Source organism: Chryseobacterium sp. sg2396 (assembly GCF_042610505.1).
GTDB lineage: Bacteria > Bacteroidota > Bacteroidia > Flavobacteriales > Weeksellaceae > Chryseobacterium.
Genome location: NZ_JBHGAQ010000013.1, coordinates 24257 through 39585, shown reverse-complemented (window position 1 = coordinate 39585; position 15329 = coordinate 24257). Strand labels below are relative to the sequence as shown.

The 15329-nt window shown below is 39.8% G+C and carries 16 protein-coding genes; 10 read left to right on the top strand and 6 right to left on the bottom strand.

Going from position 1 to position 15329, the window contains the following annotated elements:
• The first annotated feature begins 10 nt into the window (after positions 1-10).
• Positions 11-958: a methionyl-tRNA formyltransferase gene (gene fmt / locus ACED20_RS13995; RefSeq protein WP_378105273.1), complete on the top strand. Its 948-nt coding sequence runs from the start codon at positions 11-13 to the stop codon at positions 956-958.
• 97 nt (positions 959-1055) lie between these two features.
• Here the strand turns inward: fmt and ribB are convergent, their stop codons facing one another.
• Positions 1056-2177, bottom strand: coding sequence for a 3,4-dihydroxy-2-butanone-4-phosphate synthase (gene ribB / locus ACED20_RS13990; protein WP_294202651.1), 1122 nt, complete (start codon positions 2175-2177; stop codon positions 1056-1058).
• A gap of 30 nt (positions 2178-2207) precedes the next feature.
• A complete protein-coding gene (locus ACED20_RS13985; RefSeq protein ID WP_294240118.1) occupies positions 2208-3212 on the bottom strand; it encodes an LLM class flavin-dependent oxidoreductase in 1005 nt (334 codons plus the stop codon).
• A 630-nt stretch (positions 3213-3842) separates the two neighbouring features.
• On the opposite strand from ACED20_RS13985, the gene ACED20_RS13980 reads away from it, so the two are divergent.
• The 4 genes from ACED20_RS13980 to ACED20_RS13965 are packed head-to-tail and all read left to right on the top strand — an operon-like array spanning position 3843 to position 5952.
• Positions 3843-4310, top strand: a complete 468-nt coding sequence (locus ACED20_RS13980) for a hypothetical protein (protein WP_378105270.1) — start codon at positions 3843-3845, stop codon at positions 4308-4310.
• Between the two features lie 9 nt (positions 4311-4319).
• A complete protein-coding gene (locus ACED20_RS13975; protein WP_378105268.1) occupies positions 4320-4781 on the top strand; it encodes a mannose-1-phosphate guanylyltransferase in 462 nt (153 codons plus the stop codon).
• Positions 4778-5467, top strand: a complete 690-nt coding sequence (locus ACED20_RS13970; RefSeq protein ID WP_378105265.1) for a hypothetical protein — start codon at positions 4778-4780, stop codon at positions 5465-5467. Before ACED20_RS13975 ends, ACED20_RS13970 begins: the two co-directional genes overlap by 4 nt.
• A gap of 41 nt (positions 5468-5508) precedes the next feature.
• Positions 5509-5952: a hypothetical protein gene (locus tag ACED20_RS13965; protein ID WP_345766456.1), complete on the top strand. Its 444-nt coding sequence runs from the start codon at positions 5509-5511 to the stop codon at positions 5950-5952.
• A gap of 57 nt (positions 5953-6009) precedes the next feature.
• Here ACED20_RS13965 and ACED20_RS13960 read toward each other — a convergent pair whose 3' ends face one another.
• Together ACED20_RS13960 and ACED20_RS13955 are read right to left on the bottom strand one after the other, a co-directional pair.
• The gene (locus tag ACED20_RS13960; RefSeq protein ID WP_294202643.1) at positions 6010-6381 is read right to left on the bottom strand and encodes a hypothetical protein; all 372 of its coding nucleotides are present in this window, start codon (positions 6379-6381) and stop codon (positions 6010-6012) included.
• 129 nt (positions 6382-6510) lie between these two features.
• Positions 6511-8637 carry a helix-turn-helix domain-containing protein gene (locus ACED20_RS13955; RefSeq protein WP_294231269.1) on the bottom strand — a complete coding sequence of 709 codons (2127 nt, stop codon included), beginning with the start codon at positions 8635-8637 and terminating at the stop codon, positions 6511-6513.
• 81 nt (positions 8638-8718) lie between these two features.
• Here ACED20_RS13955 and ACED20_RS13950 point away from each other — a divergent pair, with 81 nt between their 5' ends.
• Positions 8719-9162 carry a hypothetical protein gene (locus ACED20_RS13950; protein ID WP_294197761.1) on the top strand — a complete coding sequence of 148 codons (444 nt, stop codon included), beginning with the start codon at positions 8719-8721 and terminating at the stop codon, positions 9160-9162.
• 522 nt (positions 9163-9684) lie between these two features.
• On the opposite strand, the gene ACED20_RS13945 is transcribed toward ACED20_RS13950, so the two are convergent.
• Positions 9685-10224: a gamma carbonic anhydrase family protein gene (locus ACED20_RS13945; protein ID WP_294240103.1), complete on the bottom strand. Its 540-nt coding sequence runs from the start codon at positions 10222-10224 to the stop codon at positions 9685-9687.
• A 162-nt stretch (positions 10225-10386) separates the two neighbouring features.
• Between ACED20_RS13945 and ACED20_RS13940 the strand changes: the two genes are divergently transcribed.
• Both ACED20_RS13940 and hemH read left to right on the top strand, forming a co-directional pair.
• Positions 10387-11265, top strand: coding sequence for a NifU family protein (locus ACED20_RS13940; RefSeq protein ID WP_294197758.1), 879 nt, complete (start codon positions 10387-10389; stop codon positions 11263-11265).
• Between the two features lie 66 nt (positions 11266-11331).
• The gene (gene hemH / locus ACED20_RS13935) at positions 11332-12360 is read left to right on the top strand and encodes a ferrochelatase (RefSeq protein ID WP_294240101.1); all 1029 of its coding nucleotides are present in this window, start codon (positions 11332-11334) and stop codon (positions 12358-12360) included.
• A gap of 72 nt (positions 12361-12432) precedes the next feature.
• Here the strand turns inward: hemH and ACED20_RS13930 are convergent, their stop codons facing one another.
• Complete coding sequence (locus ACED20_RS13930) at positions 12433-14385, bottom strand: M4 family metallopeptidase (protein ID WP_294240098.1); 1953 nt, start codon at positions 14383-14385, stop codon at positions 12433-12435.
• A 442-nt stretch (positions 14386-14827) separates the two neighbouring features.
• Between ACED20_RS13930 and ACED20_RS13925 the strand changes: the two genes are divergently transcribed.
• Positions 14828-15058: a hypothetical protein gene (locus tag ACED20_RS13925; protein WP_294197754.1), complete on the top strand. Its 231-nt coding sequence runs from the start codon at positions 14828-14830 to the stop codon at positions 15056-15058.
• 1 nt (position 15059) lies between these two features.
• Positions 15060-15320 (top strand): hypothetical protein, encoded by a 261-nt coding sequence (locus ACED20_RS13920; protein ID WP_294197752.1) that lies wholly within the window; start codon positions 15060-15062, stop codon positions 15318-15320.
• Positions 15321-15329 lie beyond the last annotated feature (9 nt).

The following is a 15329-nucleotide window of genomic DNA, read 5'->3' as shown; positions in this document are numbered from 1 at the left end:
TCTTTGCATTATGAAATCATTGAAAGTCGTATTTTTGGGTACTCCCGAGTTTGCAAAAACTGCGCTGGAAGCCATTCACCAGTCTCACCACGAAGTAGTAGGTGTTGTTACCGTTGCAGATAAAGCAAGCGGGCGCGGACAGAAGATCGCCCAATCTCCCGTAAAAGTTTTTGCCGTAGAACATCATCTTCCGGTTTTTCAGCCTGAAAAATTAAGAAACCCGGAGTTTTTAGAAGAACTGAGAAAGCTGGATGCCGACGTTTTCGTAGTAGTCGCTTTCCGGATGATGCCAAAAGTTCTATTTGAAATGCCGAAGATGGGAACTTTCAATCTTCACGCTTCCCTCCTTCCCGATTACCGTGGAGCCGCCCCGATCAATTATGCCATCATCAATGGTGAAGAAAAATCCGGAGCCACAACGTTTTTTATTAATGAAAAAATTGATGAAGGCCATATTCTGCTGCAGGAAGAATTAACAATATTACCCGATGAGAATGCCGGGAGCCTTCACGACCGGCTGATGGAAATGGGGGCAAAACTGGTCGTAAAAACCCTGGACGGACTTGCTGAAAATTCAATCACCGAAAGACCTCAGCCGCAGGTTGAACATCCGAAAAATGCCTTTAAAATCTTTAAAGAAGACACGAGAATTGGCTGGAATAAAAACGCAAAGGAAATCCATCAGTTTATCCTGGGAATGTCGCCCTATCCGGCCGCTTTTACCACATTAAAAATCGGAGAGGAAGAAAAAGGACTGAAAATTTTCGGTGGCAGGTTTGAAATTGCAGATCACGGAAAACCTGCCGGAACCCTGGATATTTCAAAGAATGAATTTAAAATTTATGCTGAAGATGGCATCTATTTTCCCACAGAGTTACAGCTGGAAGGAAAGAAAAGAATGAACATCAAAGATTTCCTGAACGGCTTCAGGAGCTTTGAAAACATACAAATGGCTTGAGGAAATTCTCAAGCCATTTGTATGTGTTGTCAATGGTAAATTTAAGTTCAAAAACAAAAATTCATAAGCAAAGCGAATTAACCATTCACCATTCACTTTACAGCTGCACCATTTCCGTTACCTCCACATCATATCCTCCAACCTGAGGCTTGATGTTCGGATTCTGGGTGATGACTTTAAATTTATTGATTCCTAAATTTTTGAGGATCTGTGTTCCGATTCCATAATCCCTATAGTTGAATGCCAGGGTCGGATGCTGCTGCTGTCCGTCCTGATAGTTCAGAAACTGTTGTAATTTTTTTAGTGTATTTTCAGAATTTGAAACATTATTGATGAAAATGATGGCGCCTTTCCCTGCTTCATTCACCATATTGGTTACTTTTTCCAGCAAAGGCTTTTCACCGTTGTTCAATCTTGTCAGTACATCAAAATACGAATCGGACGACTGTACCCTTACCAAAACGGGTTCGTTTACCGTCCAGCTTCCCTTCGTCAAAGCAAAATGGATCTGATCATTGGAAGTTTCCCTGAAAGCATAAAAATCGAAATCCCCGTAAGCGGTTTTCACTTTTCTTTCTTCAAGTCGGTCAATCAGGTTTCCTTTTTTAAGCTGATAATGGATCAGGTCTTCGATGGAAACAATTTTCATGTCATGTTTCTGCGCAAAAGCGTAGAGCTCCGGCAAACGCGACATTGATCCGTCCTCATTCATGATCTCACAGATCACACCTCCTTCTTTTAATCCTGCCAGACACGTTAAATCGATCGCTGCTTCGGTGTGCCCTGCTCTTTTCAGAACACCGCCTTTTTTTGCACGGAGCGGGAAGATATGCCCAGGTCTCATAAAATCGGTCGGCTTGGATTTTTCATCCATCAAAGCAAGAATGGTTTTCGCCCGGTCTGCTGCTGAAATTCCGGTAGAGGTTCCGTTCCCCAAAAGGTCTACGGAAACGGTAAAGGCTGTTTCCTTCGGATCGCTGCTTCTGCTTACCATGACTTCAAGGCCCAGCTCATCACATCTTTTTTCAGGAAGCGGCATACAGATCAGCCCTCTTCCGTGAAGCGCCATGAAATTGATAATTTCCGGGGTCGTCAGCTCGGCAGCACAAAGGAAATCACCTTCGTTTTCCCGGTCCTCATCATCTACTACTATGATTATTTTACCATTTTTAAGGTCTTCGATGGCCTCAGGAATAGTATTTAACTTAATATCAGACATTTTACTTTTTAATTTATGCAAAGATACTCATTATTCGCCGAATACGGCATTTTTGGCTTTTCTGAAAATATGATAAGACTCCAGTCTTTTCTGATGGTCGTAGATATGGGAATTGATCATCAGCTCATCCACATTAAACTTTTCCTGGAAGCTTTTCAGCTGCTCTTCAATTTCAGCCTGATCCCCGGTCAAGGTATACCGCAGCTTCTGCAGCACCATCGATCTTTCCATCGGTGACCAGATGTCATCCATACTGTCTACCGGCGGGGCAAACGGCTTTCTGTCGTTCCGGATGATATTAATAAACGCCTGGAATAAAGTCGTGGACATTTTATGCGCTTCTTCAGAAGTCTCTGCAGCTACCCCATTGATGCAGGCAATGATGTAAGGCTGATCCAGATATTTTGACGGTTCAAAATGCTCCCTGTAAATATTGAAAGCCATTTCCATCTGCTCCGGCGCAAAATGCCCGGCAAAAGCATACGGCAACCCCAATTCTGCAGCAAGAAAAGCACTGTCGGTGCTCGAGCCGAGAATATACATCGGAATATCCAGCCCTTCTCCGGGAATAGCCCGGACCAGTGCATTTGAATTTTCTTTGGAGAAATACTTCTGCAGTTCCAGGATCTGCCTCGGAAACTGTTCGTTGATGATTGCCGGGTTTCTACCAAGGGCCTGAGCCGTAAGACCATCCGTTCCGGGTGCCCTTCCCAGACCAAGGTCAATTCTTCCCGGGAAAAGGGATTCCAGGGTTCCGAACTGTTCTGCAATAACCAATGAGCTGTGATTCGGAAGCATAATCCCTCCCGATCCGACTCTTATTTTTTTTGTTCCGTTGGCGATAAAGCCGATCAGAACCGAAGTTGCTGAGCTGGCAATGCTTTCCATATTGTGATGTTCGGCAAGCCAGAATCTTTTATAATCTAAATTTTCAGCATGGTTGGCCAGCGACAGGCTGTCCTGAAACGTATCATGAACCGTTTTTCCCTGTTTTACCGGTGCAAGATCCAATACTGATATTTCGAAATTTTTCATACTCTTTATTTTAGTTTTAAAAACTGAACAAAGATAAGGCTAATAAAACGCATTAGTTACTTTTTGTAATTGATAGGATTGATGGTGATGGAAAGGGAAAAGCTATTGAGAATAATCTACCGTAAGTTTACAGAAGTAACCGGATCAAAAGGCTGGAGGAGGGAAGCTGGATGCCGGAAGCTTTTCTGTAGAAATCATTTGAGACCGTGTAAGATTTATAATCTTCTTTTTATTTAAACAAGTAATAGTCCCGAATTCACATATTTAATTTTTGGTTAATATATACTGCTTCGTATATTTACTTAAATAAAACAAAAACTGTGAAAAATAGTATTTCCGCTCTATCGGTTTTTCTGATCTTTAGTTGCGGACAAAAAGAAAATCCTCAAATAAAGTCTAAAACGGATTCCTTAATCAAGGGGAAATTTTTTTTCGCAAAGTGCGGAAGCTAAAAAGATTAAAACATCAGATACGGCATCTTCAAAACACCAAACCACATTAGATACTGTGGTTATAAAAACGGAAAACGGTATCGTAAGAAAATTCGACAAGAAAATATTCAATAAAATAGTTGACACCCATCCTGAATTTTTTGATGAAGTAATTCAAAGTCCTGAAGCTCTTTATTATATGTACGGAAAAAATTTTGGAAGTGAAGCAGGCCAGGATACGTACTGCCTTTTGTATGCTTACTTTATAAAGCAAAGAAATCCAGGAGCAGAAAAGTCGGAGCAGAGAACAAGACTTACGGATATTTACTTAAATATAAATTCTATATTCGGCTATCTTTCTTATGGAGGAACCTATTTTGGACATCAGGAATCCCGTCTTCCGGCAGAGTCCGAATATTCTATTTATGTCAGTTCAGATCAAGATAATTTAACAGGTCAGTATGATATTTCAAAACAAAAAAAGCTTTATATGCAATCTTTAAGGCAAAGAATTGCAGATGAAGTCACAGCTGACAATTCTTTAACCCATCAAGAAAAAATAGAGAGAATCAAGAAGATCGATACATTTGTTGATAACATCAATCATTTAATTACTAATGCCTTTTATCTTAAATGGGCTCAGCATTTCCAATATAAATATTATTAAATTTAAAGGATGAAACCAAAAGTAATGTACATTGAAAATAAATTCCGTGATCACAGCGGTCCGGCCTGGATTGGATTTGTTGAATTTTCAAAATCCGGGCAAACGATTTATTTCAACAATAAAGCGTTGAAAAAACTTAAAGTCCCGGGTATTTGGGGAAATTATTTTGATATTGAAACCGGCGAGGAATATTGGGTTTCAGGAGTAAAGAAGGACGGACGAGACCGGCATCGGTTTGGCGGCAGAAAAATTATGATTGATAAAAATTCCGTTTCGGAATATTTAAAGCTTGTTGATTTTACCGTATTGGATGAAAAGCATTTCGAATTCATTGATTTTGAAAAAACTTATAAAGCAAGATTTAATGAATTGGAGAATGCAGAAACTTTTTTAAGAAACGAAATGCGCGCTTTTACATTTTACGACAATAACCGAAGAAAATTAATTTCAGACCTAAAATATCCTGATTGAAAATAGCCACTTTAAACATCGACTGGGCAAAAAAGAAAAAGCCCGACCGGACAGCGGAATTCCTGGATCTGTTTGATTTCGATTTCCTCATATTGACGGAAGCGGTTGATCTCCATCTAAAAAGTTTTCCTTACCGATATTGTTGTGCTCCCATTCCGGAAAATACGGTATACGAAAACCTGAATTACACGAAATACCTGAAAGGAGAAACAGCGTTCCGGACTATTTTATATTCAAAAACAGCTTGTACAAAAAGATACCAGGTGACCGACGATAAAACCAATTTGGCACTGGAGTTTGAAACAGCATTAGGTACTATCATTTTCTACTGTACCATCATCGGAACCTGGTTTAACCGAAAACCTTTTGTGGATACAGAATTGCAGAATACCATCAACGACTGCAGAAAAATTTATACTGAAAACAGGAATATTTTTATTGTCGGTGATTTTAATACATCATTTAAAAAAGGTGAAGAACGTTTTTCTGTCAATACTAAAACCACGGCAGTTTTAAAAGAGCTGTTTGAAGAACTGAATCTGGTTAATGTAACTTCGGAAATCGAAGAAAATATCGATCATATCATTATTCCAAAAAGATTTTCGGAAAATACAGAACAAGGAATTTTTATGGATAAAAATATTGTAAGTGATCATAAGGGAATTTTTATTTCAGTAATAATATAAACAGGTAGCGAAAATCTACTAATATTGCAGAAAATAAAATCATGAAAACAAAAATTATTTATCTTTTTCTTGTGTCGTTTCTAATGATCAGCTGCAACTTCAACCAGTTTTATAAAGACCGGGAATCTGATAAAGCCGATGGCGAGAAAATACCGCAGAAGTTCTATTGGGAAATTCGGTATGGCGGAAATCAGGACAATATTTTTAAGCTGTTCGGAGAAAAATTTTTCAGTGTAACGAACAAAGAAAAACTTACAGAACTTTTAAATGTGGCGGAGCAAATCGGTCCGGTTGAAGAATATAATCTTTCTCACTGGGAAACTATGGTTGTAAAAGGTAGTAATCCCAAAAGTGAATATCTTTTCGTTTATGATGTGAAAAGAGGCACGGAAAAAACACAGGAAACTTTCACTTTAGAAAAAGATGAAAACGGAGATATAAAAATTGTAGGCTATCGTGTCAATCAGGATATGCTTAGTAAATAAAAAAACGGCCAGTAATTTTCTCAATTGCTGACCGTCTTTATTCTTTTCAGAAAACTTTTATTTTTCTTCGGCATACCGTTTAAACACCTGTTTTTCCTTACCTTCCTTTTTATTCTGAATCACTAAAACATCTTTGCTCAGTTCCTGGATTTCAAATGTTTTTTCTTTTCCCAATAACGTAATTTTCAGGTTTCCTTTGGTTCTTTCAATTTTGTAAGGTCCGTTCATTCCACCAATCATTCCGTTGGAAGCCTGATCGATCATTTCCAGACTTGCGGTACTGTCCTTTTTAAAGGTAAATATTCCGGTGGAATTGCTGTTCGCTATCGATTTTTGAGACCAAGAACCAATCAGCAAATCATAATTGAATTTGGAATCATGATCTGCATTCAGCAAAAAAGCAAACAAAAAAGTAAATAGATATTTCATTGTGATGAGGATTTAAGACCTAAAAATACAAAATTTCATCTGGTTTTTATTCTTCCTAAATTGTATATTAAAAAAACCTCACAGGTTTTGAAAACCTGTGAGGTTTGTCACTGACAGATCAGCAATATTTTATTGATTTTTCTCTTTCAGGTAATTAAAATGATTAATCAAAATCCTGATTTCATTGAATTCAAAATGGCTTGGAAGAACATTCTTCCATTCCGTTAAAGTTTCTTTCGGGTCTTTATAAAAAATCTCTTCAAAGGCTTTGATTTTGTCAGAAGTAATAACCCTTGAAATATCGAGCAATCCCTGTTCGGCAAATTTCGCCAGGTGCCCGATCACCGTTTCTTTTACCAGACCTCTTTCCAGGGCGATCTCGGCGATGGTTTTTCCCTGCTCAAAAAGCTGGAACGTCAGCACCTGGGAGGGAACTTTGGCAATTTTCATGCTTACTTCCTGATTGTTCTTTTCATCCAGCAGCCTGGTTTCCAGCAGATGGATTTCCTTCAGGCTGTTCAGATACTCTTCCACATCCTCCAGCCAAACCCGGAATTCTTCGTTATACTGTTTCAGGCCTTTGGTCCCTTTGATCTCCGCATAAAAATCTTTCAGCGGATTGAAAACTTTATCCCGGATCTCGGTAAAGAAGAAGTTAACGGCGCCTTTGGTTTTATTTTCTATCTCCGACCACTCCTCTTTCTGCTCAATAAAATTATTGACTTTCTGGGAAATCACTCTTTCCAATTTTTCAAAAATTTTTCCGAGGTTTACAATTTCATGCTTCAGCTGAAGATACAATTGGTTTGTTTTCACATGATCGATGCTCTTGGTAGCCACCGACAGTTTATTCCACTCCTCCACTTCATTCACGAACCATAAGCAATCCACCGTACGAAGGACTTTCTTTATGCTGTAATCGTATTTTTCATTGTTCAGGATCGCTTCCACTTTATCATTGGCAACGGTATCTGTATGAAAAGACAGGATCCGATTATCTTTAAAAATAACTTCCGGCGTGATTCTGGATTTTAAGACAATTCCTTCCAGCGTACGGCAACGCGACAAAGCCACATACACCTGCCCGGCCGTAAAACTTTTTCCGGCATCGATGATTACGCGGTCAAACGTAAGCCCCTGACTTTTATGGATGGTTACCGCCCACGCCAGCTTGATCGGAAATTGCTCGAAACTTCCCAGAACTTCTTCCTTGATATTCTTATCGGTGTCCAGGAAATATTTTTTCTGTTCCCAGACTTCCCTTTTCACCGTGATTTCCCGTTCGCTTCCGTCGAGGATTATTTTAATTTCGTTTTCATCCAACGCGGAAATTTCGCCCAGCTTTCCGTTGAAATACCGTTTTTCCCCGGAAATATCATTCCTGATAAACATGATTTGCGCACCGATCTTTAAGTCCAGAAACTGTTCGTTGGGAAACTGGTTCTCCCTGAATTCCCCAAACAGCTTGGCTTCATAAGTCTTGGCCGTCACCTTAATTTCTTCCAGTTTTTCCTGGTTGATATCGTCGGCCATTTTGTTGTGCGAACACAGATAAACGTAAGGTTCATCTTCCGAACTAAAGCCGGGATCGTATCTTTCGTTCAGTTTTTCAAAATCGATATTGGCAACGTCGCCGTCACGGATCGCATTCAGGATCGCCAGGAAATTCTCGTCCGACTGCCGGTAGACTTTGGTGAGTTCAATAGTGATGAGAGGGATTTCCTTAATCGCATGGCTGTCGAAAAAGAAAGGAGAATGGTAATACATTTTTAAGATATGCTCATCTCGCACCACCGGCGGAAGCTGATACAGATCCCCGATGAAAAGCATCTGTACCCCACCGAAACGCTGGTTGTTCCGTCTGATAAATCTCAGGGAAAAATCCATCATATCCAGCACATCGGCCCTCAGCATCGAAACCTCATCGATGATGATGATCTCCACTTCCCGGAGAAGCTTTAATTTATCTTTCCGGTATTTGAAATGGGGCATCAGGTCGGCGATATTATTCGCCAGACTGGTGTCTATTCTTTCCGTGGTCGGTAAAAACGTTCTCAACGGCAGCCCAAACATCGAATGAATGGTAACGCCTCCCGCATTGATCGCTGCAATCCCGGTAGGAGCCACCACAATGTGTTTTTTTCTGGTACGTTTTACGAAATCGTTGAGGAAAGTTGTTTTTCCCGTTCCTGCTTTTCCCGTTAAAAATACGCTTCGGTTGGTGTGTTCTATTAAGTCAAAAAAATGATTGTTCATCGTCTTCAAAATTACGGAAATGAATTTTAAAAACCTTACCTTGGCATAAGTTTTGAAAATTTTGAGACAGATTATTTTATTATGTTAAAACACATTGCATGTATTTCCACCTTTCTGCTGGGTTTTTCTTTACTATCCGTTTCCTGCGGCTCTGCAAAGGATGTTGACGCCAACCTGCCAAAAGATATTTCTGAAAGGCCTGTTAATGAAAGCAGCCAACGATACGAGCAGGCACAGCTGGATCAGCTGAAAGCCTCCATCGAATCCGAAGCGGCTAAAGAAAAATGCACCAACGCCAGCGAATGGGCTTTTGCGCCGATGGGTGCCAAAGCATGCGGCGGCCCTCAATTATATATCGCTTACCCTAAAAAAATGGAAGCTGAGATTTTAAGCAGAATTGATGATTATACGGAAAAGGTAAAAGCATTTAACCAAAAATATGGCGTTATCTCCGACTGTATGATGATAAACCCGCCTACCGCCATCAAATGCATCAGTGGAAAAGCAGAACTGATAAATCCGTAAAATTCACTTATAAAGCAAAATTCACCATTCGCCATTCAAACGTCAATGGTCAATTTCTTCTGGTCAATTTTTATTAGGTTAAAAAATTCACTTACACAGCAAAATTCATTTAACCGTTCATATCAATTATACTAAATCATTAATTTACATAAACTTACTTTTAATAAATACAGTAATTTGCTCCAGAGGAGCAATATCTGCGTAGTAGTATAAATGTATAATTCCTAACCGGCACTCCGTAGGAGTGCAATCTTTTACCGTTATACAGATAGCACACCTCCGGCGTGCTGTTAATAAAACATGTTGATTTTTTTGGCTACACAGATAATATTCCTACGGAATATTCATTTTTGGACAGTCGCACTTAGGGTCGATGGTCTATTTTTATTACGTCAAATTTACTTGCGGAGCAAAATTCACCATTCACCATTCACCATTCACTCTTTAAATGTCAATGGTCAATTCCTTCGGGTCAATGGTCAATTTTATTACGTTAAAAATTCACTTGCGGAGCAAAATTCACTATTGACCATTCACCTCTTTAACGTTTTCCTTGTACCACGAAGAATATTTCACGTAATTGTCTGCAATCCTGTTCACTTCACCTTCCAGCAGCTGAGCGCTGATGTCTTTGATTTTACGGGCAGGAACACCGCCCCAGACTTCTCCTGATTTAATATGCGTTCCCTGGGTAACTACGGAACCGGCACCCACAATCGAGTTTTCTTCTATGAGGCAGGCATCCATCACGATAGACCCCATTCCGATCAGAACATTATCTTTAATGGTACAGCCGTGGACAATCGCGTTATGCCCTATCGAAACATTGTTTCCTATATTCAGGGGATGCTTCTGATACGTACAGTGCAGCATGGCGTTATCCTGAACATTTACTTTGTCTCCCATTTTGATGTAATGAACATCGCCGCGGATCACCGCATTGTACCAGATGCTGCAGTCTTTTCCCATCGCTACGTCGCCGATGATCACAGCCGTTTCCGCCAGAAATGTATTTTCTCCAATTTGCGGAGATTTGCTTAAAAGTTCTTTGATCAGTGCCATATATTTAATTTGAAAATTTACTTATGTGCCAATTTAAAAATGATTGTTGCTTATACTTTTGTCTTCCGGCTTTTAAATGATGCCGATAGCAAAAATCTAACTGCGGATGTCTGCCTTCTAATTTCTAATTGCGTATTTTTGTATCTCAAATTTAAAGAAAAAATGCGTACTATACTTATAGAGCCTACCGAAAACCCGAAAGTGATGAAATTTGTGGCGGATTATAACCTGATCCCGGGATCTCTGGAGCTCGACAGAAATTCCGATATTTCAGAAATTCCCATGGCACAAGAGCTTTTTAACTATCCTTTTGTTGAAAAGATATTTATTACTGCGAATTTTGTGGCGGTGGCCAAACAGGACACCGTAGAATGGGAGCATGTAGCGGAAAGCCTGAAGAACGTTATTGAAGACGAATTACTGGCCAACCCGAGAATCTATCTTCAGAAGAAAAAAGAACTGTATCAGATCTACGCGGAAATGACACCGAACCCGAATGTGATGAAGTTCGTTTCCAATAAGTTACTAATGGAAGGCTTTGTGGAAGTAAAATCCAGGGAACAGGCAGAAGGGGTTCCTTTGGCCCAGGCAATCTTCAAAGAGTTTGATTTTGCAAAGGAAGTTTTTATATCCGATAATTTTGTAGCGGTAACCAGAGATAACTCTGTAGAATGGCACCAGGTAATGATGTCCGTACGCGCTCTGATCGCTGAATATCTCCAGAATGGAGGGGAAATTTCCAGTATCGAAGCCCAGAAGCATGAAAATCCGGTGGAGAAAATAATCAACAGGGATTATACTGCTGACGAACAGAAAATTTCCGATATTTTAAATGAATACGTGGCTCCGGCGGTGGAAAACGACGGCGGAAAAATTTCCCTGATGGAATACGACCAGGAAAACAAAACGGCTAAAATGCTGCTGCAGGGCGCGTGTTCCGGATGTCCGAGCTCTACAGCGACGCTAAAAAACGGAATTGAAAATATTTTAAAACAGTTTGTTCCGGATCTTGTGGAAAAAGTGGAAGCCGTAAACGGATAAAAAATATAAGGAATCGGTAATGAATAACCATCCGTTGCATTACTTATTGCCGATTGCTCATTACTCATGATTATGAAAGGAATTTTATTAGTAAACCTCGGATCACCGAGATCAACCGCAGTAGGAGACGTAAGAGAATATCTGGACGAGTTCCTGATGGACGAAAGGGTAATCGACTACCGATGGTTCTTCCGGGCACTTCTTGTACAGGGGATTATTCTGAATACCAGACCCAAAAAATCTGCCGAAGCCTACAAAACGGTGTGGACCGATGAAGGCTCTCCTCTGATCGTTATTACCGAAAAAATTCAGAAAAAGCTTCAGAAGCTGGTGGATGTCCCGGTGGAAATCGGGATGAGGTATGCCCAGCCGAGCATCGAAGCAGGCATTCAGAAGCTGGTAGACCAGGGCGTTTCGGAGATCGTTCTTTTTCCGCTGTATCCGCAGTATGCGATGAGCACCACGGAAACGGTTATCGAGAAAGCAGAGGAAGTAAGAAAGCAGAAATTTCCGAAAGTAAAAATCAATTATATCCAGCCGTTCTACGACAGGGAAATTTACATCAACTGCCTTGCGGAAAGCATTAAAGAAAAACTTCCCGAAAATTTCGATGCCCTGCAGTTTTCTTATCACGGGGTTCCGGAAAGGCATATTTATAAGACCGATCCTACGAAAACCTGCAACCTGAACGACTGCTGCTCAAGGGAAAGCAATCCAAGCCATAAATTCTGCTACCGTCACCAGTGCTTTAGCACCACGAACAGAGTGATTGAAAAGCTGAACATTCCGAAAGAAAAAACGATCGTTTCTTTTCAGTCGAGGTTAGGAAAAGATAAGTGGATCGAACCTTATACCGATGAAACTTTAGAAACGATTCCGGGAAAAGGGGTAAAAAACCTGGCGATTGTCTGTCCGGCCTTCGTATCGGACTGTCTGGAAACCCTGGAAGAAATTTCCGTAGAGGGAAAACACCAGTTTACCCATGCCGGAGGAGAAAGCTTCCATTATATTCCTTGTCTGAACGATGAAGACCGATGGATAGAAGTCGTAAAAACCCTTTGTGAAGAAAAATTAAATGAATTTTACCTGGTGTAAATTCTTGATTTAACCCATAAAAAAAGCCCACAGAAAAATAAATTCCTATGGGCTTTTTTTATGGGTTGAAGATTACTTTTTAATTAAATTCCCTGCTTTCTGTCCGTTTACCGTTACGATGTAAATTCCAGGAAGCATATTGCCTGGAAGTTGGATTTCCAGCCTGTTCGCTCCGTCTGTTGTTTTAACCTTTTCGGAAACTTCCCTTTTCCCGGTTAAGCTCATCAGCTCCACGACACTGTTTCCTGCCTTACCTTCAAAGGAAACAGTAAATTTGTCGGTAGCAGGATTTGGGCTTATGGTATATAGCAATGCATCCGGAGCTGCCATTTTACGGGCAGACGAGGTTCCGCCTCCTACGCCTACGGCATTCCATGCATTCGCAACCTGAGTAACTTCAGCACCTCCTGCGCCATAAAGATCGGCAGCTGCCTGAAGAGAATAGGTTCTGGCATTCATAAAAGTAGAAGAAGAAGTAAGATAAGTAGTCAGCGTTCGGTAAGCGATTGCAGCCGCTTTATCGAGCCCGATTCCGGTAACATTGTAGGCAAAGCCTTTGTCATTTGTTCCGCTTCCTCCGGTTACCAGTAAATAATACCAGAAATTAAGCACTCCGGAATTGGTATGAACCCCACAGTAGTCATTGGATTGGGTAGGACTTGCACAACCTGACGTTGTCGTCGCTTTCCAGTAGGTTCCGAGGTAAGTATCCGGTTGGCCGTATGCATTCGGATTGGCCATATCACGGATTACATAGCTGAAATCCTCTCCAAGTTTCCAGCTAGCCTGGGCTGGCCTTGCCCAAAGTTCTATTGAATTTCCGAAGATATCCGAAAAGCCCTCATTCAATGCGCCGGATTCTCTCTGGTACGCCAGATTTGCCGTTTTGGAAGTCATCCCGTGGGCTATTTCATGGCCGCAAACATCCAATGCCGTTAAAGGTTTTCCGCCGTTGGTAGAAGAACTTCCGTCACCATACGTCATTCTGGCACCGTCCCAGAATGCATTGAAATAATTGGTAGAATAATGCACGTAGGATTTTATACCGAAATTATTATTGTCTATACTTTTCCTTCCGAATTTGGTATACAGATAATCAACCGTCATTTCTGCTCCCCAGTGCGCATCTGTAGCGTATTGGTCTTTATTGCTGTTGACGTTATTCCAGCTGTTGTCTGCATCCGTAAAGTCCACCGCAGAAGAATAGTTTGTTCCTTTCTTTAAATTATAGGTTTCTACTGCGGTTCCGGCGTTCCTTCCCGTTTCCCGCAACCTGTAGCTTCCGTTGTAAGAATCGGTTGTAATGCTTCTGGTGCCGCTGTACGCTGTGACAGCAGTTCCCGGAGCATTAACTTCATGGATGATCGCATCAATGCCCAACACCTTTCCGTCTTTTGCATCTACAAAAACATATTGTCTGCTTAAAGGTTTTTCGGCATAGATATCAAACTTATAGGCAAGTTTCAAATCATTCATTTTTTCATCCGAAGGATCTGAATAATAGACGATTTCGCCTTTAGGAGCAAAACTTGCACTTTTGTTACCGGATTCTCTTTTGATAAAATCTTCCTCTTCCTTATTCTGCCACTTGTAAGATTCGGCACCGATAAAAACCAGCGCATTTTGTAAAGCGATATTTTCTGAAATTTTAGCACTTTTTTCCAGGTTTTTCGGAGCGTTCACAATCCATTTTCCGGACTCTCCTATAATTTTGCCTTCTTTCGTCTGTACTGCCATCATTCCGTACTCTACCGGAATATTATTAATGGTCTGCTGGAATCGGTGTGTCTCATATCCCAACTGGTCTTTTTCATATCCCAGCTTCCGGCCTTTTGCGGCAGAAAGCCTCTGGGAAGTTTCATCAAATAGAACCGGACTTCCCTGGAAAGACGGGCGGTCTTTTTCAAATCTCATGAACTCGGCATGAAGGCCTTCTTTTGACGGAACCAGTTTTGACGGAATATTCTGTGCGAAGACAAATGACGATACGGCAACACTTGATACTAAGATAAATTTAATTTTCATAATAATATATTGGTTTTAAAATTAATTAACAAAATATTTACACCAAATTAACAATACAATTAATTAAAATTAAATAGAAAGTATAAATCAATAACAAAATCATAATTAAGATATTATATTCAAATACATTTATCCAGTAAAATTTTAAACAAATATTAATTTTAAATTAAATTATTTAAAATAAAAATATTTTTTAATGAATTATTTTTTCATTATGCTCTACATTATATTTCAAACTATATTGAATTATTACCAAGTATAAATACTCTACTTATATATATATGATTTTTTTACCACCCCCCTATAAAAAACATTACAAAACCTAAATAAATATTAAATTTTAAATTAAACCCCTATAATTTTATAATAAAATTTTTAAATTTAAATATTTTCATTACCTTTACCCCATCAAACAACAACATCATTAACCTTAAAAATTAAAATGATGAATACAACTGCCGAAATTCTGAAAAATAAAATTGAAAACTTCAATCCTGCCATGCTGGAAGCTTTTGTAAAAATGATGGAAAGCTTTGAAATAAAAAGCGAAGTGGAAATCCCGCAATTTCACCGCGACGAGATTTTATACAGGATCCGGTTTCATCATGAAAATCCTGCTACAAAATTAGATTTCTACGAAAATATTTCCGAGCTGAGAAAATATTGTGCATGATATGAAAGTATTGCTCTCTTCCATCGCCAAAAACGACATAAGGCTTCTTGTGCGTGTTTTCAACGCGGAAAAAGAAAGTAAAAAAGGAAATGATTTTTTAGAAAAACTGCAGAAATCCATTGACGGGATCCTTCAGGTCCAAAATCAAGAAACAAAAAGCGGTGAAATTTCCGTATGGCCCATGCTGGACTTCCCGGTGAATATCCATTATATTTTCGAGGATGAAGAAAACCTGCTGATTACGGCCGTTTTTAAAAACTAATCGGTTCTG